The 24,363-nt window shown below is 54.6% G+C and carries 16 protein-coding genes and 1 riboswitch; of the genes, 4 read left to right on the top strand and 12 right to left on the bottom strand.

From position 1 onward, the window contains the following. Positions 1-215 precede the first annotated feature (215 nt). A complete protein-coding gene (locus LLG96_06835; GenBank protein MCE5249919.1) occupies positions 216-1,703 on the top strand; it encodes a hypothetical protein in 1,488 nt (495 codons plus the stop codon). Between the two features lie 87 nt (positions 1,704-1,790). Here the strand turns inward: LLG96_06835 and LLG96_06830 are convergent, their stop codons facing one another. Next, positions 1,791-3,125 (bottom strand): response regulator, encoded by a 1,335-nt coding sequence (locus LLG96_06830; GenBank protein MCE5249918.1) that lies wholly within the window; start codon positions 3,123-3,125, stop codon positions 1,791-1,793. After that, positions 3,118-4,971, bottom strand: a complete 1,854-nt coding sequence (locus LLG96_06825; GenBank protein ID MCE5249917.1) for a response regulator — start codon at positions 4,969-4,971, stop codon at positions 3,118-3,120. Before LLG96_06825 ends, LLG96_06830 begins: the two co-directional genes overlap by 8 nt. 347 nt (positions 4,972-5,318) lie before the next feature. On the opposite strand from LLG96_06825, the gene LLG96_06820 reads away from it, so the two are divergent. Further along, on the top strand, positions 5,319-6,380 hold the full coding sequence (locus tag LLG96_06820; GenBank protein ID MCE5249916.1) for a M42 family metallopeptidase: 1,062 nt from the start codon (positions 5,319-5,321) through the stop codon (positions 6,378-6,380). 87 nt (positions 6,381-6,467) lie between these two features. Here the strand turns inward: LLG96_06820 and LLG96_06815 are convergent, their stop codons facing one another. Continuing rightward, positions 6,468-9,029 (bottom strand): T9SS type A sorting domain-containing protein, encoded by a 2,562-nt coding sequence (locus LLG96_06815; GenBank protein MCE5249915.1) that lies wholly within the window; start codon positions 9,027-9,029, stop codon positions 6,468-6,470. 410 nt (positions 9,030-9,439) lie between these two features. Between LLG96_06815 and LLG96_06810 the strand changes: the two genes are divergently transcribed. Further along, positions 9,440-10,021: an outer membrane beta-barrel protein gene (locus LLG96_06810; protein MCE5249914.1), complete on the top strand. Its 582-nt coding sequence runs from the start codon at positions 9,440-9,442 to the stop codon at positions 10,019-10,021. 25 nt (positions 10,022-10,046) lie between these two features. Here LLG96_06810 and LLG96_06805 read toward each other — a convergent pair whose 3' ends face one another. The 9 genes from LLG96_06805 to LLG96_06765 all read right to left on the bottom strand — a co-directional run bounded on the left by LLG96_06805 (position 10,047) and on the right by LLG96_06765 (position 21,679). After that, on the bottom strand, positions 10,047-11,189 hold the full coding sequence (locus LLG96_06805; protein ID MCE5249913.1) for an SGNH/GDSL hydrolase family protein: 1,143 nt from the start codon (positions 11,187-11,189) through the stop codon (positions 10,047-10,049). Between the two features lie 331 nt (positions 11,190-11,520). After that, complete coding sequence (locus LLG96_06800) at positions 11,521-13,854, bottom strand: hypothetical protein (protein MCE5249912.1); 2,334 nt, start codon at positions 13,852-13,854, stop codon at positions 11,521-11,523. Between the two features lie 181 nt (positions 13,855-14,035). Beyond that, complete coding sequence (locus LLG96_06795; GenBank protein MCE5249911.1) at positions 14,036-17,089, bottom strand: heparinase II/III-family protein; 3,054 nt, start codon at positions 17,087-17,089, stop codon at positions 14,036-14,038. 345 nt (positions 17,090-17,434) lie between these two features. Next, complete coding sequence (thiE, locus tag LLG96_06790) at positions 17,435-18,070, bottom strand: thiamine phosphate synthase (GenBank protein MCE5249910.1); 636 nt, start codon at positions 18,068-18,070, stop codon at positions 17,435-17,437. Beyond that, positions 18,051-18,854 carry a hydroxyethylthiazole kinase gene (gene thiM / locus LLG96_06785; GenBank protein MCE5249909.1) on the bottom strand — a complete coding sequence of 268 codons (804 nt, stop codon included), beginning with the start codon at positions 18,852-18,854 and terminating at the stop codon, positions 18,051-18,053. Before thiM ends, thiE begins: the two co-directional genes overlap by 20 nt. Before the next feature lie 191 nt (positions 18,855-19,045). After that, positions 19,046-19,136, bottom strand: a riboswitch (TPP riboswitch). 85 nt (positions 19,137-19,221) lie between these two features. Further along, entirely contained in the window at positions 19,222-19,611 is a 390-nt protein-coding gene (locus LLG96_06780; GenBank protein MCE5249908.1) for a YbjQ family protein, read from the bottom strand. Positions 19,612-19,838: 227 nt separating this feature from the next. After that, the gene (locus LLG96_06775) at positions 19,839-20,327 is read right to left on the bottom strand and encodes an isoprenylcysteine carboxylmethyltransferase family protein (protein ID MCE5249907.1); all 489 of its coding nucleotides are present in this window, start codon (positions 20,325-20,327) and stop codon (positions 19,839-19,841) included. Positions 20,328-20,429: 102 nt separating this feature from the next. Then, on the bottom strand, positions 20,430-21,074 hold the full coding sequence (locus LLG96_06770; GenBank protein ID MCE5249906.1) for a class I SAM-dependent methyltransferase: 645 nt from the start codon (positions 21,072-21,074) through the stop codon (positions 20,430-20,432). An 86-nt stretch (positions 21,075-21,160) separates the two neighbouring features. Next, entirely contained in the window at positions 21,161-21,679 is a 519-nt protein-coding gene (locus LLG96_06765; GenBank protein MCE5249905.1) for a hypothetical protein, read from the bottom strand. Positions 21,680-22,257: 578 nt separating this feature from the next. On the opposite strand from LLG96_06765, the gene LLG96_06760 reads away from it, so the two are divergent. Continuing rightward, positions 22,258-24,303, top strand: coding sequence for a heparinase II/III family protein (locus LLG96_06760; GenBank protein MCE5249904.1), 2,046 nt, complete (start codon positions 22,258-22,260; stop codon positions 24,301-24,303). Positions 24,304-24,363 lie beyond the last annotated feature (60 nt).

The raw sequence follows: 24,363 nt of genomic DNA, 5'->3' as shown, positions 1-24,363 counted from the left end.
AGAATGCAAACAATGCATCCGCAATCCCCTCCACACTCCAGGCCCGCACACGACCCTCGTGCGGGCCTTTTTATTTCTTCACTCTTTCCTCACCCCGGCATGTGTGTCCCGTTTTTTCGAAACACCCTTTTATATATCTGTACAGAACGCCATTTTTTCAATTGACTCTATATATAAAGAGTTTTCTTGCTTTTCCCGTCCGGATATACTATACCATGAATACGATATACATTCCAATTCGCCGGACTTTCCGTGAGGGTATCATGTACAGGTACCGCATGGTAATGATACTGACTGTGTTCGCTCTTGTAATTCAAGCGCCGTTCCGTGTTTTTGCGGGACAATACGATGTCAGGATTCAGGATATTCATGCGCGGGGCATGCTCAACGAGGACTATGAAAACCTGCTGTGCTCAACGACACGCATAACGATGAGCGTCCCGGCGCTTTCAACTCAGTCGCAGATATTCCTGTACCATACCCCGACGGAAGGCGATGCGGGTGTTTTCGATTTCAAGCGCGACCGATGGGTGTTTTCCGGGGGCACGGTCACCTTCAATCCGTGGTATCGCTACAATGACGGCGTTCCCGACTGCGCCGGGAGCTACACCCCCGCTGTGACGGGAACTTATGCGCTGTACAAGTCATTTTCCTTCCCCGCGGACATACCGGTGGACAGCTCCGTCAGAAAACTGATCGTCCTCATCCACGGCTGGAATCCGGACGAGCTGCAAAATCCGTATGAGGGATACGGATGGCCCGCGCTCGTCGCCGCCCTGGATGCCTGGGTTAATGCCCATCCCGACTGGAACGTGCTGGCATACAACTGGGCCGAAGATGCAGCCACGGGACCGATACTGGATTTGAGCGGCGGTATCAATATCCTCGGCAATGCGATCAGGAACGGTACTCAGGCGGCGGAAATCTCGCATCAGCACGGCCAGCATTTAGGCCCTCTCATCAAAAACAGGCTCCCGAACCTCGAACAAATCCAGTTTATCGCTCACAGCGCCGGAACATGGAATGCTCGGGCTTCGGCCATCTATCTTTCACAGAATTACAGCTCCATCCGGATTCAGGTCACCCTGCTCGATCCCTACATACCCGGTGAAGCGCCCGATGCCGATTCCGACTGCACCATCGATAAAATCAACGCGCTGGCAACCCTCCAGCATGTGTATCTGCTCGAAAATTACTTCTATGCCAACGATGTCGTCGGCACCGAATCGTCGTTCGGCTGGCGCCCGGAGGATATCAACAGGAAACTGGGCTCATCCTTCCTCCCCAATCCCTTCAACCACATGGCGCCCCTCGCGTGGTACAGCGGCACAATAACTGAAAACGCCGCCGACGGCTGGTCGCACAGCCTCGCCTTCAACGATACACCCGAGGACACCACCGTTTCCATTGTCGACCGCGCCCGCGATTCCTTCACGGTTTTCCCGCCGTTTCCCAATCCCTGCAATCCCGCAACGACCATTACATACATGCTCGGCTGTGAAAATCACGTACGGCTGACCGTGTACGATATTCTCGGGAGAGAGACAGCGGTGCTCGAGGATGGCATGAAAAGCGCAGGCTTTCACAGCGCAGTGTGGAATGGAACCGACAGAAACGGCGGCAGACTCGGCTCGGGGATATACCCGTACCGCATAACGGCGGGCCCGTATTCATCGACCGGCAAAATACTGCTCGTGAGATAGAAATTATCCGGACATACCCGCTCCCCTGCCCCGGATATACCCGTATCTCAATCGATTATGGAATAGAGAAAAACCAACGGTGCGAGTTTACAGATATTCGATCAGCCCGTCGAAACCGTTCGACACATCGATCTGGTAGTTCAGCTCGCGCATGATCTGTCTCGTGAGGTTGAGCTTCTTGTGCAGAAACTCGTCGTCGTGCATGGGATCGTGGTGCGTCACAATCCACTTTTTGATGCCGGCGAGCCGCATGAGGTGGCAGGCGTTCGACAGCGATGAATGCCCCCAGCCGATCTTGTGCTGGTATTCCTCGTTCGTATACTGGGCCTCGCTGATGAGAACATCGATATCGGACATGAATTCCACGAGCTTGTTATAGGGCTGAAGAAGTTCGCTGTCCCTCGTGACATTGTCCGGGTGACCGAGGTAACCCTTGAGGAATTCGTTGTCGCTGACATAGCCGACCATCCTGCGGTTGGCCCTGATCTTATAGCCGAGCGCCGCGCCGGGGTGATGGGTGAACTCCCAGTATATTTCGGTGTCGCCGATACACAGGGGGCTTTCGCCGAGATGCACGAATTTGAAATCAGCTTTCATGTCATCCATCTGGATCGGGAAATAGTCACGGTCGAACTGCCCCCTGAACACCGATTCGAGGTCCTTCCCGAACCCGGATGCGCCGTACACGATGATCTCGAAACCGGGCAGGAATGCGGGCACAAAGAACGGGAATCCCTGGATGTGATCCCAGTGGGTGTGCGATATAAACATATGAAGCCTGCGGGGCGGCTGTTTCAGAAGCTCCATTCCCAGCTCGCGTATCCCGGTACCGGCATCGAAGATAATAATCTCGTCTCCGCATTCGAATGAGATGCACGATGTATTGCCGCCGTGGTGCATGTAGCGGAGACCTGAAACGGGCACCGATCCGCGCGTGCCCCAGAGACGGCAGAAACAGCGGGATGTTTCTATCTTTGGAATAAAAGCGTCAACCAGTGAACCGTGCTCGGGTTTTTCTTCCGATGTCTCTTCAATACCGGTCCAGCCAAGGAAATATTTCTGCACCTTCTGGAGAAATTCGTCACGGTGGAAGGGTTTGACAATATAATCGAACGCTCCCAGCTCGAGAGCACGGTCCTGGTCGGGTTTGTAGCTCTTGGAGGTACACATGATGACGCCGGGGGGATTCTCCGCCTTGTTGATTTCCTTCAGAACATCGAGGCCATGCATTTTCGGCATCATGATATCGAGGATGACAAGATGGGGATTGAATGTTCTGACCTTTTCGAGGCATTCCTCGCCATCCGCGGCGACATCGACAGTAAAACCGTTTTTCACCAGGATGAACTTCATGAGATTGGAAATCGATTCCACATCGTCCGCTACAAGTACCTTCGGTTTTGGCTGTTCCGGACTATTCATAGAACACCTCCATATGGTCAAGATAATCGGTTAATTTCAAAAGTTGAGACCGGACTTCGTCCATATCGCCGTTTCGCGCGGCATTTTCAATCGAGGCCCCCGAGTCGGATAAAACCTGAAATCCGTAACTGCCGCCCGTTCCCTTTATTTTATGGCCGGTCTGACGAATGGTCTCGGTATCACCCTGCCCCAGCGCGCTGCCAATAATCCCTGTGAAATCCTTCATCTCCTCGATGAAGCGGGGGACAATCTCACGCAGTTCGGCGGGAACCGTAACGCGGTATCCCCCGGACCCGGGGTGTTCCGATTCACTCTGCGGGGACACATCCGCCGTTACGGCGTATATGCTTTCAAGCAATTCATTCTTATGGATCGGTTTTGACAGGTGCGCCGTACAGCCCGCATCGATGCTTTTCTGCACATCCTCGCGGTATGCATGAGCGGTCAGCGCCAGAATGGGTGTCTCCGGGCGGCTCATCTCATGTTCCCAGGCGCGAATGGCCCGCGTCGCCGCATACCCGTCCATCACCGGCATCTGCATGTCCATGAGCACACAATCGTACCTGCCGGATTTGACCTTATTCACCCCTTCCTCACCGTTTATGACCTCGTCGATATGGTACGGAGTTTTGCCGAGAAAAGCTTTTATAATCCGCCGGTTGATTTCGTAATCGTCCACCAGCAGAATACGGAGCGGGCGTGTATCGGGCTCGAAGGTTTTCTTCTTTTCCCTCATCTCTCCGGCAGCATAACCGGAGGGTTCAGCAGCCTTATCGGGAACACCGAACGGCAGGCTCGCATGGAACGTGCTCCCCTGCCCGACCGTGCTCTCCGCCCATAAACTGCCTCCCATCGCTTCGGCCATCCTCCTCGATATGCTGAGACCGAGGCCGGTACCGCCGTATGTGCGGGTAATGGACATATCCGCCTGGGTAAAACGGTCAAAAATTATATCGAGCTTCTCCGCGGGTATGCCGATGCCGGTATCCGAAACGGAAAACAGAAGACTGCCCGGAGCGGGATTATCGGGATTCTTTTCGATCCTGAGATTAATCTCTCCGTGCGCGGTGAATTTGACCGCATTACCGATAAGATTGATCAGAATACGGCGGAGGCATGAGGGATCGCCGATGACATGCGCCGGAACATCCGTTCCGATGGTATGTTCAAGACGAAGGCCCTTTTCATGGATACGCACCAACATAACCGAGACGACTTCCTCGATGAGCCTCCGGAGATCGAAGGGAACGTTTTCGATATCGAATTTACCGGCTTCGACTTTCGAAAGATCGAGTATATCGTTGATAATTTTCAGAAGGTGATTCCCCTCGCGCCTGAGAATCTGGAGAAACTCCTTCTGTTCCTCGTTGAGCGGCGTCTCCGACAGAAGATCGGTCATCGCTATGACCGAGTTCATCGGCGTGCGGATTTCGTGGCTCATGGTGGCGAGAAAATCCGATTTCATCGAGGAGGCGCGGTTGGCGGCTTCACGGGCTTTCTTTTCCCTTCCGAGGGCGTTTTTCAACTGCGACAGAATGACCGCAGTCATGAGAAATATCATACCCCTCATCAATGCGTTCCAGTAGGCCATGATTTCATGAGAATAGAAATGCCCGCCGATCTTTTCGTTCATGAACCAGAAAACCGTACAGAGCACGGAAAACACAACACCGGGAATTATTCCCCCGAACCAGCTCACCAGCGATATGGGAAGCAGGTAGAATATGGAAAATGAAATCTCTGTCCCTGTCAGTAAATCGAAAATTCCCACTATTATGACAAAGGTGATGCCATACGGAATATAATCCGACCCCTGCTCGAAGCGTTTTATGATATTACGGATCATATGGTTTTATACCCTTATGTTTTCCCCTCATCCTTGCCGTGGCTTATCTCCCGTTTTCTTCACGAGATATTCATGTATTTTAATTTATAAAAAATCACGGGGAGAGAAAACTTTTTTTATTGAAAACGAAAATTCTTTCCGTACATTATCATTTATTCAGGTAATCCCTGCTTGTGAATCTTCGGGAGCAACCGTATACTGAATATACACAACATTTTTGTTATCATATTGTTACATAATTCATCCCGGTAACGGAGGTTAAGTCCATGAAGCGTATTCCGCTGATTGCCGTTCTCATCTCAACCGCATCCATTCTTGCCGCGCTCCCTCTTCTGGCCGAGAACACCATGAGGAAAGAATCGCTCGATTTTTTGCAATCCATGCTTGCTAATCCGAGCCCATCGGGGTATGAACAGCCCGTCCAGAAACTCTGGCGTGATTATACCGGCCCGTTCGCCGAAAAAGTCACGGGCGATACACAGGGAAATGCAATCGGTGTTGTCAACGCCAAGGGAACCCCCCGTATCATGTTTACCGGTCATTGTGACGAGATAGGCTTTATCATCACATATATCGACGACAACGGGTTTCTCTCCTTCGGCGCACTCGGCGGTTTCGACGAACCGATAATTCCGGGGAGACGGGTGACTGTTCATACCTCCCACGGACCGATTCCGGGCGTTATCGGCAAGCCTCCCATACACCTCATGAAGAGCGAAGACCGTGGCACGGGAGCGAAAATTGAAGACCTCGTCATCGATACAGGCGCGGCAGACAAAAAGGAAGCCGAATCTCTCGTTGCTCTGGGCGACCCGGTAACCTACACGTACGATTTTATACCGCTCAGGAACGACCTTTATGTCGCACGCGGCTTCGATGACCGCATTGGCTCTTTTATCGTAGCAGAAGCGCTGAGAGCCCTTGCCGGTTCGAAGACACTCAAGGCCGGCGTATACTGCGTTTCGACCGTACAGGAGGAAACCGGCGCGAGGGGCGCGTACACGAGCGCGTTCAGCATCGAACCACTTGTCGGAATCGCAATCGATGTTACGCACGCTTCCGATCAGCCGGGAGTGGAGAAAAAACGGGTCGGCGACATCAAACTCGGGGGCGGTCCGGTCATCGCCCGCGGTTCGCGCAGCAACCCCCATGTTTTCAATCTGCTCGTGGAAACCGCGCAGAAAAACAACATCCCGTACCAGATCGAGGTCAATCCATCATCGACCGGCACCGATGCCGATGCCATCCAGATTTCACGGGCGGGTGTCGCCGCCTGTGTTGTATCCATACCTCTCAGGTATATGCATACTCCCGTGGAAACGCTGAGCATGAAGGATGTGGAGAACACCATCCGGCTTCTCGTCGCATTCGCTGAAGCCGTAAAACCCGATATGACGTTTACAAAATGAACGATATCCGGATATCATAGTCAAACGGCGGGAGCACTACCATTCCCCCGCCGTTTTTTTTGAACCAGCTTCAAAAACTGCTTTCCCTTACCTCAGGAGCATCATCTTCCCCTGACCATGGAACGAACCTGCATCGAGACGGTAGAGATAGACGCCGCTGCCGAGGGTTTCCCCGTTTTCGCTCCTGCCGTCCCAGACAGCCTCATGAACACCGGCGCCCATACGGGTCTCCGTGAGAACGGCTACTTTTCTCCCGATGATATCATACACGACTATGCGGACGAACGCCTCGGACGGGAGCGCATACCGGATGGTCGTCGCCGGATTGAAGGGATTCGGATAGGGCGGATCGACACGGAATGCAACAGGCGCCTCCGCGACCCCGGTTACGAGCCAGGCGCCGGACGGGGCGGGCTTGCTCATCCCGGATGTGCCCGTCGCCTGAATCCAGTAATAGTATGAAGCCCCGTCGAGCGGTACGCTCGTGTCGATGAACTGCGAAACCCCGGCGGCAACCGAATCCACGAGAACCGTCACGCGTGTCTCATAGAAGAGGAGCGAATCGAGCGACGCAAACTGTGTGAGCGGCACCGGATCGGTAAACGCCGACGACCGCGAGCGGAAGATACGGTACCGGTTGACTATGCCGCTGTTCTCAGAAGCCGAGAGCGCCCAGGAGATTTTAAGCGCATGCCCGTTATCGCCCGTAACATCGGTGACCGCAATATTGGTCGGCGGGAGAATTTCCGTGGGTAGATTCACCTGTATGCCGTTCTGCCAGTGGTTTGTCACGATAACCGCATACGAGCCGTAACCGCTGTAATCGTAAACATTGAGAAAGTACTGCCCTGCGGCCGGAGCTCCGTAGTAGAACACCGATTCAGTTCCCCAGCTGCCTTCGTGGGCAATCTGCTCCCCAATGTTATTATGAAGGTTCACATCCACCTCGATTGTATTTTCGGTGGAGACACGGACGAACAGGGAGTCCCATCCCGACGGCACGGTGAAGGCGAGGAAATCCCGCGGGTCGGCATATCCTTTCCCGTAGTATCCGAGATGCCCCGTTTTTACCGTATTGACGGGTATTGCCATTGCAACCGCGAGGGAGTCGTTCGGCTCGGTGTCATTGGGATACGTCGCCGGGACAAAGGTCGACGCGATGCTGTACGAGCCGTAGCCGCCGTAACGGATCACTCTCGCATAGTACGTGCCGGGCAGGAGGTTATTGTGATGCGACACCGATTCGATTCCCCAGCTTATATCGTACCCGGCAATCTGCGGGTAATCCGAGCCGTTTTGTTCATAGAGATAAGTATCGATCTCGAGAGTCGAATCTGAACGGGTGGTGAAAGAGAGCTTGCCGTCGCCGGGAATGGTGATTTTCCACCAGTCCTCGGTATCGGTATATCCACGGGCGTAGAAACCGAGATGACCGGTATCGGTGCCGTTCCTGTTCAGCGCGAAAGCGACAGAGGCGGAATCGTTATCCGCGACATCGTTATCGAGGTTAGCGGGAGTGAACGAAGAGCGGACGGTATAGCTCCCGTAGCCGCCGTAACGGATTACCCGCATATAATATGTTCCGGGCAGCAGGTTGTTGTAATGGGAAGCCGATTCGATCCCCCAGCTTATATCGTACCCGGTTATCTGCGGATACTCCGTACCGATGTTTTCATAGAGATATGTGTCTATTTCGAGGGTGGAATCGGACAGGGTGGAAACATTGAGCCTGCCATCGAGTGGAATGGTTATCTTCCACCAGTCCTCGGTATCGGTATACCCCCGGGCGTAAAAACCAAGATGACCTGTATCGGTGCCATCCTTGCCAAGATTGACCGCGACTGCGGCGGAGTCGTTGTCCGCGACGTCATCATCGAATTTCGTGGGTGTGAATGAAGAGCGGATGGTATAACTCCCGTACCCGCCGTACCGGTATACGCCCACATAGTATGTACCGGGCAGCAGGTTATTGTAGTGGGTTGGCGATTCGATCCCCCAGCTTATATCGTATCCGGCGATCTGCTGAAAGCCGGATTCGGTCTTTTCATAAAGGTATGTATCCAGCTCGAGAGTGGAATCGGATACGGCGGAAACATTCAGTCTGCCGTCGAACGTTGTGGTAACTTTCCACCAGTCAGCTCCATCGATGTAGCCCCCCGAATAGAAACCGAGGTGGCCGGTATCGGTGCCATTTTTGTCCAGTTCGAAAGCAACCGCGGCGGAGTCGTTGTCCGCGATGTCATTATCGAATCTCGTGGGTTTGAACGAGCTTGTGACGGTATAGTTCCCGGTGCCGCCATACCGCACTGCAAGAAAATAGTATGTTCCGGGTCGCAGGTTACTGTAATGCGAAGACGAGTCGACTCCCCAGCTTATATCGTAACCGGCTATCTGCGTTGCGCCATCAACATCATAGAGATAGGTGTCGATTTCGAGCGATTCATCTGAATGGGTGCTTACCGTAAGGTATCCGTCCGCGGTGGTTGTTACTTTCCACCAGTAGCTGGTATAATCGGCGCTCATGGACCCCGAGGATGAACCGTTGAGCGGCAGGGTCATCGCCGAGGATGAATCGTACTGAGCGAGCACGGGCGATGAGAACGCAGCAAGTGCCAGAATCGCAATGCCCACGATTTTCAGTGCGTGCATACTTTTCCCCTTTTTATTGAAGTAATGATGAGATAAAAACAGTGGAGATTCAGTGGTTCATTGGCGGATAATATATTACACACCGAAAAATAATGTGTGTGATTCGTATCACACAGATAATAATTATTTTTCCTGATTCGTCTCTTCAATCAGCAAGATCAATCCGCTCATGAATTTCTGCTTGTTTTCCATCTCATTTCCCCGATTCTTTCTCCTTAGACCGCAGTAACTCCCGCGCAAACGGCGAGATTGCGCTTGCCCGCCCGGGTTATCTGTCGGGGTAGCCCCCCGTGACTGCCTTTCCCTTAAAAATACCTTGACTTACCATGCAGTTCATGGTCATTTTCATGTATATGTATATTTGTCACGATCTGTCCTCATTTTCCCTCTTATATCACAAGGAGCCTTGCATGATTAACAGAACGACAGCTCTATTGACGGTGTTTCTGACGGTGTTTCTATCCACGGAAGCTCTGTGCTGGGATGGTGTGCGAAAGGGATTTGTAATGGGCGCAGGCGCAGGTTCCGGTTTTGTATCGTATTCCCAGTGGCTTGAGGGGGAAAAGCTTTCCAGCGATGAAAAGCTGCCAATCACTTCCGATTTCAAGATCGGGTATGCTCCGAACAACAATCTCATGCTGTACTGGATGAGCAAAGTGTCATGGTTCAGCCTGGATAACGTTTTCGGGGACACCGTTACAATCACCAACGGCATCGGGGCTGTCGGGGGATCGTACTATTTTGCGGAAACCGCCCCATCGCCGTACATCATGGGCGGGATCGGTTATTCGACATGGGCGACACCGTTCGAAGAGGATACTGACACGTGGATGGGTTTCGGTATCTGCGCCGGTGCGGGCTACGAGTTTTCGCGGCACATCAGCGCCGAATTCAGCTTTTCCTACGGCAGGCCGTCCACCACGGAACACGGATGGGAATACGAAACCCGGTCGCTGTCCATAGGGCTCGTTCTGAACATCATGGGCTACTGAGTAAGTATCTGCTAAAGCCGGAGCATCATTTACCCTGGTTTCCCTCCCCGACAAGCAGGCCGAGTATTACCTCCGCATAAAGACTGTGCCCGAAATCGTTGGGATGGTTGACCCCGTTCCCCGTAATGTCGGCAAAGGTCTTGCGCTTGAGGAGCTCCGTCCACACGGCGGTCATGTCCGCCAGAACGACGCCTCTCCCGCAGAGCGTTCTGAGCGCGTCCCGGTACCGTGGATAGAGGTTCGGCGAGGATTTTGTCCACTCGGGGTTGCCGGTCATGGTCGCAACAAGGATGAACTCGGCGGCGGGATTGACCCTGCGCACCGCGGCAATCATCCGCACAACGTTGGCGGAGAAGCTCGCGGGCTTCATCCCTGCCGATGCATCGTTCATGCCGAACGCAAGTATGACGAGGTCGGGATTGTCCCCGGCGACCTTGCCGATGGTTTCGACTCCCCATCCCGAGGTTTTTCCCGCGAGCGAGCGGTTGACGAACGTGACTTTCGATCCGTAGACGGCTTCGAGGTACATCTTCACCAGCTCCCCATAGGGCGGCATGAACGGCGGCGTTTTGGTGAAACCGGACGCGTTGTACCCCTCGGATATGCTGTCCCCGAACAGGACGAGCTTGAGGGGCTCGCGTTTTTTCAGCTTCGTCATGGTGGAAATCAGAATATCCCCGGCAAATTCCGGCGTATAGCCCTGCCACGAATCCTTGTGGGTGTATGTGACGACAGCCTGGAGATCGTGGTACATATGCCCTTCGCTCCAGAAGAGGCTGCTGTCGCCGCCCCGGAAGCCGTCGATCGACTGCGGCGTTCCTTTCGGCGGGTACATCGCGGCGTGCGTTTTAAACGGGATACGGGAGCCCTCAGGCAGTGTGAGGACGTTCGATCCCGGGGTGAACACGTAGTCCCTGCCCTCTTCATAGGTTATCTGCCCGGTCGCGCTCATGACCGAGACGAGCGAATCCGGGGTGAACAGCAGCTGCGCGCGCGGCGGCTCCCCCTTACGGCTTTGGATGAAGAGCACGCTCTCGCCGTCCATGGTTCCGGTCTTCCAGAACGGCGTCAGAAGCCGCGGGTAGCCGCTCTGCGCCTGCTGGGCGCAGGCTGTCAGCGAGGAAACGATCATCCCCGCACACAATGCAAATAAAACTATCCGTTTCATGGTTCCCCCGTATCCCATATGCGCTCGCTTTCCGGTAAAAAATCTGAACCACTGACTACCAAATTGCATTCGAACAGGCACCATTGTTAACCGCAGTGATTCCAAAAGATGCTGAAACAAGTTCAGCATGACGGTACTCATGTCACCCTGAATTTATTTCAGGGTCTATTGAAAACTACATTCTTCACTGAACTCAACTTGTTATGTTACCTGTAATTAACCCGATTATCATGATAAAATGCAGAATAACGGGTTTTTTATCACGATCATCATTCAATCAGTGTAACCAGCGGTCCGGACTGTCTTTCCATTCCACCATCACGCTCAAATCTCATTTTTTCTCCTGCTCCGGCAGCCAGATATTGGTAATATAGTCACAGTTAATGACTTTTTCAACGAGATCGAGCGGCAGATAGTAATAATGGTTCGAGGCCTCGTATCCGATACGCGAATCCTCGCAGGTGAGCCGGTAGAGACGGCGGGCATTGACGATTTCGTCCTCAACGCAAATCCGTATTCCGGTAATGAGACCGGCGCGTTTCCCCGGATCGTTTGTTCCCGCGAGCAGGGCGTCACGGGCCATTACAAACCGCACCTGGCCGGCCACGCTCCGGAAATGGAGACACGCCGCTTCGGCGATGCGGAGGTCGTCCTGAAGGTTTTTCCGCTCCGCGGGCGTCATGCCCTTTTTCAGCCCCCGTCTGAAGGCATCGAGACCGTTCTCCCACCCTCCGGCGAGCTTCTCGAACTGCCCGGCAAGCACATCCGCCGGATACACCTCCCGCCAGCCGTCCACATCGTCGTACGGGAACCCGACCATAGTCGAGCTGTACCCTGTCGGCTCGGGATAGAGGAGGTTAGAAGGCCCGCACTGCGCCGGTCCGCGATATACAAAACCGACATGGAAGGGATATTCGGAGAATGCGCCGCTGAAATCCGACCACGCTTCCAGTGCATCCGTAACCGCCTGCGCGCCATACCGTCTGCGGGCAATATCGGGCAGAACCTGCCCTTCGGCGGGGACATCGCGCCCGAATTTCGACACCACCTCGAGGTTGGGTGACGGGTATCCTCCCACGGACCAGCTCAGCATCATACCGTCGATACCGGTACCGGCGAGGTTACGGCAGTGGCGCTCGATGGTGTTCATGACCGGCAGGTACGGCACCGCGGACAGTTCCCACGAGCAGTTCACCTGCATCTTGGCGACCGTTTTGAGGCCGCGGCGTTTCGCCATCGCCCAGTGATCGAGCGCGCGGGGTCCCGGACCGACCGAGGAGATGGAATACTCCCCCACCGTGCTTTTAATGCCGCCGCGCTCGATGGGCAGCGACCATTCGCTCACGCTCTGGAGGTACACATCCTTCGGAAGACTGTCGATAATCGCCTCCACCCAGCTGTCCTGCCAGCCCCAGTCCCACACGATGACCTTCGCGTCCGGGCTTCCCGAGCGCACACCCTCGAAAATGGTGCGGTTGACCTCGGCGATGACTTCGGCCGCCGGACGCTTCGAACAGCGCGGACACCCCGCGGCTTCCCTGCCGTGGCTCCAGCAGCTCGTGAAATTTTCCGAGGCGGTGATGGTGAACACGCCGCCGAGTCCCGGTGCCCGGCTGAACACATACTCGAGCGAGTCACGGAGCCACTGACGGACTTCGGGAAGACTCGTGCAGAGCGCATAATTATCGCCTTCCCTGCCGCCCATGAGCTCTTCGCGGCCTTTGAAAAACGAAGCAGGCATCGCCCTCGGCTCGTTCATGTAGAGGTAGATTTTAATGCCGTACCGCCCGCACCGGTCGACCAGCCTGCGGAGATTTTCAATCCGGATTTCGCAGTCACGGCTGTCTTCGGGGAAGAGAACGCTCGGCGCGAGCTGCCGGAGGACGGTGTGCAGCCAGACACCGTTGACACCCTGTTCGCTCAGACGGCGGAGGAGACCATCGGGATACGGGTCGAGCGCTGGATTGAGCAGCGGATCGCCGAAGACGCCGAAATATGAATAGAGGAACCGTATCCGGTCGTCGCCGGAAGCACCGTCGCGGCGAGGCGGGGCAGAAAAGGTATCGACGGTCAGCGGAGGGACGAAGGCGAATCGCGGCTCCTGAGGCAGGGTGAATTCGTTCCCGAAATTCGCTTCGACAACCCTTCTGATCTCCGCGCACCGGTCGAGCTGGGCGCGTGTTGGTTGTTCATAGCGCAGCGGAGCGCATTCGGGTTTGAAGCCGCCGAGCTTCACCCAGAGGAAATCATCCTCCCGGAGCGTAAAAAGGAGCCGGTCGGAGTCCCACCCGAGCAGAGTCAGAAGCTGGTCGTACGGCAGGAGGTGCCAGTTCCGGCGTATGATGGTTATATATCCGCGGCTCGCCATATCGGGCGCAGGTTCCTTATATGATGGAAGTCCCATGGAATCGCCGATTTTTCGGACATTCTCCGGCGTGGTTCCGAGAACTTCCGCCATGCGTTCAAGGCTGACCGATTCCCAGTTCCGCCACACGAATGTATAGAGCCTGCCGGGAAAATGGCGGAATTCGAGGGCGGGTTTCGACTTTCCCACCGGCAGCTCGGCGGCACGGAGCACTGCCGGACAGACCGGGACGGCGACAAAAAACAGTGCCGTCGCCAGTAATAACATATGTAACGGTTTCACAGGGGAACTCGCTTTCATGTTTTCCCTCCAGCGGATACCGGAAATTGATTGTCTGAACCACTGATATCTGCGATTAACCTGATTACCATGATCATCATTAAATCAATGTAATCAGCGGTTCAGACTGTCTTTTCATTTTAAATAAGCGCCTATGCTCTCTCAGGGAAAGAATGTTGCATGAGCGCCCGGCTGGATCACTTTACCTGAACACCTCCTGCTTCCATGCAAGCGTCCGCACCGTATCGCCCGGGCCGAGATCGTAGAGGACGAATGTCGCGCCCTTCGGAAAATTCTTTTCGATTTTCGAGAGATTCTGGCTCCGGTCGAGGACGAATCCCGGGAATCCGCCCGATGTGAGACGATAATACGAGGAGCCGTCCTCCTTCGCCATCCACGACCCGGCGTAATAGTTCCTGTTGCCTTCCGGGTATTTCATGCCGGTGATATCGGCGAGCCTGTTGCGCTTTTCGCCGAGGGGGAAAACATCACGGCTGTCGTAGACGGTGGCCGCCGCCTCATCATAGCTGGCGACACGCCCTCTGCCGATCCAGGTGCCGGGCGACACGCGGACGGTGGAACCCTCGATACTTTCGACCCTGTACGAGGTTTCGACCGGGGCGCGGTCGGCGTAGATAACCTGTCCCGTTGTCTCCGGCGGGAGCGGCCGGTCGAGCACGATACGGTCGTCGTAAACCTGCCTGACAACCGCCTGTATCCCGGCCGATTCCTGATGAACAGTCTTCCCGTCGGCGGTAAAATCCGTCCCGCCGATGAGCGTCATGCGCTCGAGCGCTCCACCGCGCCAGGACGCCGCGCCGAACTGTCCCCTGAGTTCGAACCGCCCGTCCGCTGTCTTCGCCCGGCCATCCGGGGAAAGCGTCGAGATCACCACATCCTCACCGAACGCATGCCTGATAATCACGCCACATGCGCCCGGGTCGCTGTCGGGGGTCATTTCGAGCCTGCGTGCCTCAACAACGAGGGGCTTTTTAGCATCGCGGTCGATGCTCAACACGGAAACGAACTGCGAAATATCGTCACTACCGGCCGGTATCTTTCGGCGGACGAGAAAAGGCATGGGCGGCAGGGTCTTGCTCGACGGACGCGGATAACCTTTTGTCAGGTAGAACATCTCCTCGCCATCGGGCAGAAAAGCAGCCGAAAACGTCACGCCATCCTTGTCTGTCCAGTTCGCGGAGTACGGCGAGTCTTTCCTGCATTCACAGACATCATAGAGGTACTGGTATCCCTTGTTGTCGACATGGTACGGCAGAACGCTGTCTGGTTTCCAGCCGAATTCGACATCCTCGCCCGCAAGCGTGCCTTTCCGGGGCTTCGACAGCTCTACATCACGGAGAGCTACATCGACGGGGAGACCATGAAAGAGGTAATCGTGCGTTTTTCCACCCCGGACGCGGAACAGGTCGACGACATAGGCGCCGCCGGGCACATCGATGAGCGCGAGTGTCCGCCGGAAGAGATCGACGCCGCAGTGGACATAGGCGTCCTCGCACGATGCATCGACATACCTGATGCCGTCACCGCTCACGAAGCCGTGGAGATCGCCGAACACGCCCTCGAGCTGGCGTTTTTCATCGACCTCGACCGTCGCATGACTGACCGTATGGGTCGTCCAGCCGCCGGGAGTCGGCGCGACTGAGTCCATGTACTCGGGATAGCCCATCTCGGGTATGAACTCCCGTCCGAGGGCGAAGATGTTGATATTGAGCCGGTCGGCATGGCTGTGGGCGGCGTGCGCGTACCCGAAATCGAGAAAGAGCTCAGTCCGGTCATCTCCCGCACCGGTGCGCATGATGGCGAATCCACGGACGGGAGCGAGCGTGCTTTCGAGCGGTTTTGCCTGAGCGGCGGCGCGGTTCACATCATCCATATCGACCGCGATTTTGCCGGTGAACAGGTCATCGAGGGTCACCGACCGGGCGGTTCCGTTCACCTCGTAAGCCTGAAGGAGATAGCGCGCCGCAACCGGCGTGCGGTAGACGTTCCACGCATCCTCGAGGAGGTACGGCGCCAGGGTCAGCCCCTTGTTGGTCAGGCCGCCGGTATCGCCGAAGAAGTGAGTGAAACGGTCGAGGCACATAAGCTCCGCATACCCTTTGAACGCTTCCTTCAGGTGGGGATGCTCCCAAATCCATCCGCTGTTGTCCGGGCCGAGTCCATTCGCGATATTGCGGGCTTCGTAGAGGTAGTCCGACCCATAGGAGAACGCCGCCTCATAGGGGAATCCATCGCGGAAAAGCTGGTTGTCGAGGGTCGGAACCACGGCGACCGGGTGCTCGTAGAGCAGGTAATCGAGTATCTCGGTGTCACCGGTGACATTGACGAATTTCACGAACGCGGGATTCCAGCTGTTGCCCCAGTTGCTCGGAGCGGGTTTTGCGCGGTGAGCCTCGAACGCCGGGCGGATGACTTTCTCGCGGTAATCCCTGATGAACTGATCGTCCACTGTCGGCAGGAGCAGCTCAAAGCCCATTGTCATGTTCATGAGCCCCGGCCCTTCCCACGGCGTACAGGTCGTCTTGATGTAGATGCCCCAGTCGGAGCCGTCGTAGGTCAGGTCGTTGCTGTCGATGTCGGGATATACCTCCATGAACCGCTTGAGGAGCACCTGCGCGGTATGGCTGTACTTCTCATCGCCGGTGAGGAACCAGAGCTGGCCGAGTGTCTTTATCCTTCCGGGGAGGCTCGTGAGAAACCAGTGGTTGAACCAGCCGACGAAGTAATACTTTTCGCCCTTCGTCGGGCTGTCCGGACGGTTATCGACCCATCCCTGGCCATCATCGGGGAAGTCTTTGTTGGGATACACTTCGCCGCCGATGGGGCATTTCACATGGAGCGGATACGACAGGTCGGCTGAGGTTCCGAACGGCTGGTAGACCGCCACACCGCCGCCATGCACGGGGCATCCATTACGGTTCACCATGAGCGCACGCTTCGTGTTCGCCGGGGGTATGAGACCCCGAAGCTGATCGTCGCTCATCGCAACGAGCTGCGCCACCGATTTCCGGGCGTTCTCGATCAGGCCGCTGTAGCGCTCGTCTTCCGCGACTTTTTTAAGGACGGCGTCACGGTCGAATTTCGTGTAGCGGTCACGGTCGGGAATACCCTGCGGAGGCGCTTTCACGGTCACCGGGTGCGGCGATGGGAAAATGCCGGTATCCTTCTTCCCCTGCCCGCACGAAAGGAGCACGAGGCAGACGGCAAGCGCGGTGAAATGACAGATATGCTTCATGGGTTATTCCCTCCTTAAATAGAATATTCCACTGACGAATATATAATGATACCGGTATGGGGATCAGATGCCGAAGCAAGTCCGGATGATAAATGTTTGCAGACCGCATATGGATTCCCGATTAAATATTCGGGAATGACGGCATTACAGAGACTCACGACTCCAGACCGGAGCTTCAGCACCGGGAACCGCAGACGCATTTTCATAAAAATTCGGGTTAATCGACCACATAAAAAATATTAAAAACAAATCCGCGAAAATCCGCCCGATCCGCGAAAATCCGCGTTCCAATAATTATTATAAATGAACCGTTATATCTCCCTGCCAATTTCAGCGCGGTGCGAGTCACGGGCGGTTGTTCCGGATGATCTCGCGAAAAGCGGCTGTCTCCGCAAATACATCGTCCGCGCAGAGGACCGCCGAAATGGCGCAGGCCGCATCGGCGCCCGCCCCGATGACCCCGGCGATATTCGCTTTATTGATGCCGCCGATTGCCACGACGGGAATGGCGACACGCTCCTTCACCGCCCGTATCATGGCGACTCCGCACGCTTTCCCGGCATCCTTCTTGGTGCCGGTCTCGAAGATGGGGCTCAGGCCGACGTAGTCCGCGCCGAGACGTTCCGCCTCCATCGATTCGGCGACATCGTGCACGGTCAGGCCGATGATCCTGTCGGGCCCGAGCAGGCGGCGAGCAATCCCGAACGGCATATCCTCCTGCCCGATATGGACACCGTCCGCACCGACAGCGAGCGCCACATCGATACGGTCGTTGACGATGAACACAGCCCTGCCGCGACAGAGCTCACCTATCGCCGCCGCTTCCTCCACCACGGTCTTCGTATCGCTGTCCTTTTCGCGGTACTGCACGATACGGCAGCCGGCGCGGAGGGCTTCCCTTACATCGCCGAGGGTCCCCCTCCTGCTGAGCCGCGAATCGGTGACGAGGTAGTAATCGATGTCACAAAGCTTTTCGTTCATCAACGTTCGCCATCCTGGTTATTTTCACCATGTCAAGGTTACCGATCTCGTCGAACAGGCCCACCTTGAAGCTTCCCGGCCCGAAACAGCGCCCGGCGGCGAGTTCCGCGGCCACCTCGAAACAGACGAGAGCGGCAGACGCGGCGCGGGCATGATCGCGCTCGACCGCGGCAAACGCTCCAATAACCGACGCCGCCATGCAGCCGGTCCCGACGATCTTCCCCATCATCGGGTCGCCGTTACGGACAAGATACACCAAACTCCCGTCAGTGACAACATCTTCCCGGCCGGTCATGACCGCGACCGCCTTATGCTTTTTCGCGAGCCTCACGCAGACATCGACCGGATCGGAGTCTATACCGGTTGACTCGACTCCGCGGGTGAGTACATCCTCCCCGGCGAGACGGGCGATCTCGGTGGCGTTCCCCTTGATAATGTCAACATGCACACCGGAAAGAATCTCCCCTGCCTTCTCGTCCCGCAGCTTCGTCGCACCGACGCCGACCGCATCGAGCACGACCGGTATGCCCTTCTCGTTCGCCGCCTTCCCCGCGAGGATCATCGCCTCGACAAGTGTTGGGGTGAGCGTGCCGATATTGAGCACGAGCGCAGAGGCTATCCGCGCCATGTCAGCCGCCTCCTCGACGGCATGAGCCATGACCGGGAGCGCTCCGACCATCCTCGTGACATTGGCGCAGTCGTAGATGGTCACCCAGTTGGTGATGTGGTGCACGAGAGGTTTCTCGTTCCGCACTCTGGTGAGGATTTCATAGATCACGTTCATTCTCCTGGTTAAAAAAAGATTGGTTTATGGTTTATGGTCTATAGTTTACGGTTCATGGTTTTTTCCCCTTCTGCCTTGTGCCTGTCTTGTGTTTCATGATAAGAGCTGTCGTTTATCATGGGGTTAGTCCGGGCGAGAAAGGGGTGAAGCCCGCACCAACAAAAAAACCACCCGGGCAGGTGGTCTGGCTGACTGTTCAGCATTCGGTTCCCTACGCCGGTCTTATCCGGATCAGGTTCGATGGGTATCTCTCAGCCGCAACCGGCACCCCAACCGTACTCTGTAATAATAGCCCTGTAATCCTTTCGATGTCAAGAGATTTCGCAGACAGAGCTCCCGCCCCGGGCCCGCAAGGCAGGTGCTTCCGCTATCTTATTCTTACCGCAGTGCCGTACATCTGGAGATAGAAGAACTGGAAGGTAGTGGTATCCAGGTCAATATCCTGTCTCATTCCGATAATGGCATCGGCTCCTATGAGTGAAGCCCGTTTCTTCAGTTCCTGAACCGCCACAAAGAACGCTTTCTCGAAATCGCTTTGACCGACACTCCACTCCCCATACAGGAATCCCCAATCAGGGCGATCCGGCTCAATTATACCCTGTTTCTTCATCTGGGCAATCTCTGCTTCATATTTCTTTACCAGTTTTGACAGAGCGTTCGAGAATATCCCCTTATTGGAAATCTGAAAATATACAGGCCCGATAATTTCATAGTCTTTGTTCAGATCACCCGTGGTAACAATGATATCTTCTGCCACATGAGCTCCTTTCTTTGTCATCATATCCAAGCCGTTTCTTCATAAACACCCGTTGTATCCTTCCCGATAGACCGTCTCGCTGTCTTGATCCATAACAGTTCTTGCTCCTTATTGTTCGTCTTTTTAACCGGCAGAGTATGGTTGAAAAACGGGGCGGCAGCCGAGTTGGGTGCAAACCGTTGTCATGCCGTTTTCGGTTTTAAAACCACCAATGACCAAAAAGCCTTCTATAACCTGTTTATCATCAACCGGGGAAAAAACCGCCCGGTTTTCTTCTCATACTCAATGTACGTCTCACCGAAAATATCGATCATCAGCCTTTCTTCATATCGTATAACGTAATGCCATACCGGATGCAGGAGAATCGCCCATAAAACGAAAATGTAGCTGTTGAGGAAGATTGCCAATCCAAAGTCAAATACCGATAAAAACGCGGCGTAGAGAGGATGGCGCATATACCTGAATGCCCCGGAGGTGCAGAGCCTGCTGCCCCTGTCAGCCGTGGGTAACGATTTGACACTCCAGACGATTACGACCAGAGTCAACAGACACGAAACGGCGAAGACCGAATTCAGGAGGAACCCGCTCTCCGATATGGGAGGCAGATCGAACCGTCTGTCGAGCCAACCGGCAATGAACAACAGAACAAGACTGATCAGCAACCCGGCCGGACCGCTGCCAAAGAGCTTGTCGAATCGTGAAAGCTTCTTTTCCATCTTTAAATTGCTCCGGGGAGAAGATTATAGTTTGAGTTACGCCAAATCTGCCGCGAACAGGCGCGGCGGAATGACGGTTAGGCGCCTTTTCAGTAAAACCGTTCACATGCCCGGTTTTATCGCGAACACATAGGCCCTGCGGCTTTCGTATTCCACTCCGGGATACGGTTCTCGCTCTATTATCTCTATCTTTTCGAATCTGCAGTCCCTGAGACAACCTCCGATGAAATCGGAAGTGAAAAACATGAAGTCCATATCGATTTTTTTGCCGAGAAACTCGTCAAGGTGGATTGTCTCCCCGCCGATGTGGTATGTCAACAGGAACAATCCGCCCGTCTTCAGCACACGGAATACCTCACGGAATGCCGTGCCCGCCTGTTCGGCTGTGAAGTGAACTATGGCGTAGAAAGCAACGATGCCCGCAATCGAGCCGCTGTCAAATTCGAGATCGAGCATATCCCCCTTGCGGAATGGTATATCAGGGTGTATCGTTCGCGCCTGTTCGAGCATTTTTCCCGACAGATCGAGCCCCGAAATGTCAACACCGAGGTCCTTCAGGTACTGCGACGTATTCCCGGGACCACAGCCGAAATCCCAGACCGGCCTTCTGTTCCCGATCTCCCGCGAGAACCTGAGGAGTATTTCACGGTCTTTCGGTTTCCGGTCGTGCTCGTCCGCGAACGTTTCCGCGTATTTCTCCGCAATCAGATCGTAATTTTTCTCGATTATGTTTACATTCCGGGCCATAATGATTGAAGAAACGGTGTAAATAATCAGTTAAATGTCGCGAAAGTAAAATTGGTATCCGCGTTGATTTGCCATTTTCTGTTATCTCAATGAAAGCTGAAATTTACAACATTTTTCCAATTCGGGTTATTCTGATCGAATATGTGTATGAAATCTCCGATATCTCCCTGCCATACAATCAAAACAAAATCCTGATTTTTTTTAAAATCGAATTTTTTGGATAATCCTACCGTTGTCAAACCATTGACTGATTTTTCACCGATATGATTGTATTTTTCAGACTTAATATCTATAATCCCTACACACAGTCTTTGAGCGCTTATTGCCGTACACTTTATTTCTACATTCATTACCAAAGATACATTTGAAGAAGAAATCATTTTCAAAGCCCGCTGTTTAAGTCCTTGTAATTCAATATTTTCATAACTGCCATATATTATATTTCCACCTCCCAGTGGATCCTTACCCCAAAAATAAAAATTTGTGTTGTTGTCCTGATACGTCACATGGCCGGAAAGATCAACGAAACTATCGATAAACTTATTTTCTGCTTTGATTCTACCGATATCGGTTTCAAGAAAGTTCACATGTGTAAAGTCACTCATAATTCCCCCTCCGGTTATTTGAGGAATTGATATGCAAATCTGATTTTTTTCCCATTAATGCTCATTATAACAATTTTCATCGAATAACAAGTATAAAATAAATCATTATTACAAAAATATTGTTCCCTATGGTACCCCCAACAAGGACAATACCCGGAACCGGGATTGCCGGGATTAAGAGATTACCCGGATTTTTTAATCGCGGTCATCCGGCTGATCATGGAAATCCCGGGTAAACAGTTTTAGGGGGGAATTCGGGCGGCGGATGTGTTAATATGCCGCGAGAAACTATTTTCCCCCTCACCGCAAACTCATTATAATAGAGGAATACAAGAACAGGCCGGTAAAAAATTTTGAATATCTTGTTGTTTACAGTAAAACATGATATTGCTATTATTCATTATGGAAACTCACCCCGCGTATAACACTTTGATAAAATAGATGTTGGTGGCGCTTCCCCTCTCTTGTGGCAAGAGAGGGGCCAGGGGTGAGTTCGGGTAGAGAAGAGGGACAACAATCATATCCAATGGCATATCGCACGCACAAACTGCCGTAACTTCGGCGTGAGGAGGCGTTCCATGAAATACGCGCTCGTTTTCGCATTGATACTCGCAGCGGCCGTATCGCAAGCAGCCGCAGATATAACTTCGCAGGACATTCAGTCTGCCCTGCCGGATAAACCCGAACACCCGTACCTCTACTTCTCCGCGCAGGACAAACCCGCGATACTCGAACGGATTCAGAGCGATCCCGAAAGCGGCGGGATCATGAAAAAACTGCGGGAGGAGGCAGACCGCCTGCTCGAAAAGACGATCGAGCCCGAGGTTCCGGTTCAGCCCAAGAATCCCAACTTCACCGGCAGCAATCCACGGGCGGGTTACCAGCGCTCGTACACCGACGCCGCCCTGAATCTCGCCTTCGTGTACCAGATGACCGGGGAGCGGAAATACGCCGAGAAATCCTTCGAGTATGCCGACGCGGTCTGCGACATCGAGTGCTGGTCGACACGGTATCACCAGTTCCCCATTATCTACACCCGGGTATGGCCGTGGAATGTTCCCGACGACCAGGTGAGCTTCGGGTGCGACCTCTGGACAGCCGAGACGGCCCGCGATATCGCCACGGTGTTCGACTGGCTCTACCCCGTTCTCGACAAGGCGCAGCGCGATCGTATCAGGGGGGCGCTCCTCGAAAAAGCCATATTGACCGTAAAGGGAAACTACGAATTTCTCTGGTGGTCGAGCGCGTTCCGGTGCAACTGGGCGGGCGTGTGCAACTCGGGGATCGGCATCGCGGCGCTCTCCATTCTCTCCGATGACCGTCGTGTCTATGATGTCGTCGCCGAGTCCTACAACCGCATCGGCAAGATGCTCGACCAGATCGACGAGGACGGCGGCTGGCAGGAAGGGTGCTCCTACTGGTATTACGGCACCTCGACATCGGCGATGTTCGCCGACGCGCTCAACCGCATGAGCGGCGGGAAATACAACCTGTTCAAACACCCGAAGCTGGCGAAAAATACGGTCAACTGCCCGCTCTTCAACCTCATTCCGCCGAACAGGACGGTCAATTTCGAGGATTCGGGCGACGGCCCGGTCGGCAGAACATACTACTACAACAAGCTCGCGTCGGAAACCGGCAGCCGTGAAGCAGTCTGGTACCGCGATACCATCCTCGGCAAGGGATCGGGCATGTTCGACATCATCTGGCCGAAGAGTACGGTCGAACCCGGTCTGCCCGACCATCTGTCGCACCACTTCAGGACCATCGACTGGGCGGTGATGCGGAGCGATTTCACCGACCCGGAGAAGGTTGTCATCGCCGCGAAGGCAGGTTTCCACGACGATCCCCATCACGGGCACCTCGACTGCGGCACATTCCTCGTTTACTGGCGCGGCGCGGGATACATCTCCGAGATGAAGCGGGCGCCGTACGACGAGCACTATTTCCAGGAGGAGCGCTGGAGCTATCCGCAGGCAACGAGTGTCGGCCACAACGTCGTCTTCGTGAACGGCGAGCTCCAGGAACCGATGAAACACAAGGACAAGCAATGGAGCGGCCCCTTCGGCGGCAGGATACTCGAATTCAGGCCGGGAGCAGACCGCGACTACCTCTGCATGGACCCCTCCGGCGCATATCCGAAAAAAGAGATGAAAGGCTGGCGTCGTCACATCGTGTACGACAAGCCGCTCATCACCGTGGTGGTGGACGAGGTCGCCGCCGATACGAATGCGGAAATCGAGGTTCGCTTCCACTCGGAGGTCGAGGAGAAAGTCATGGACGGCTATGTGCTCCTGAACGGCGAAAAGGGCGACATGGCGCTCATTCCCGCAGCATCCGGGAAAATCGAGTTCAGGCCGGGTAAACACCGCATCCAGGCGTTCATGCAGAATGCCGAGGTGCGCTGGGACCCTTATTACGGCACAGTTGTAAAGGCGGGCAGGAACACCACGGTCGTAGCGCATGTCATCCTTCCGGTCGAGAGCGAAAAGGAAGCGAAAGCCATCGCTAAATCGCTGAAGCTGTCTTCCGGAAAGAACGACGCGACCGTGACATTCACAGCCGGCGGCAAACGTCACCGGTACGATTTCGGCAGGACGGCGGAAGGATTAGTGTTGAAGTAAAAGACAGGCATAAGGCATAAGGGGCAGGCATAAGGCACAAGGCACAAGGGAAAAGGCATA

Source organism: bacterium (assembly GCA_021372535.1).
Classification (GTDB): Bacteria; Latescibacterota; Latescibacteria; order Latescibacterales; family Latescibacteraceae; genus JAFGMP01.
This window is presented reverse-complemented; position numbering and strand designations above follow the sequence as displayed.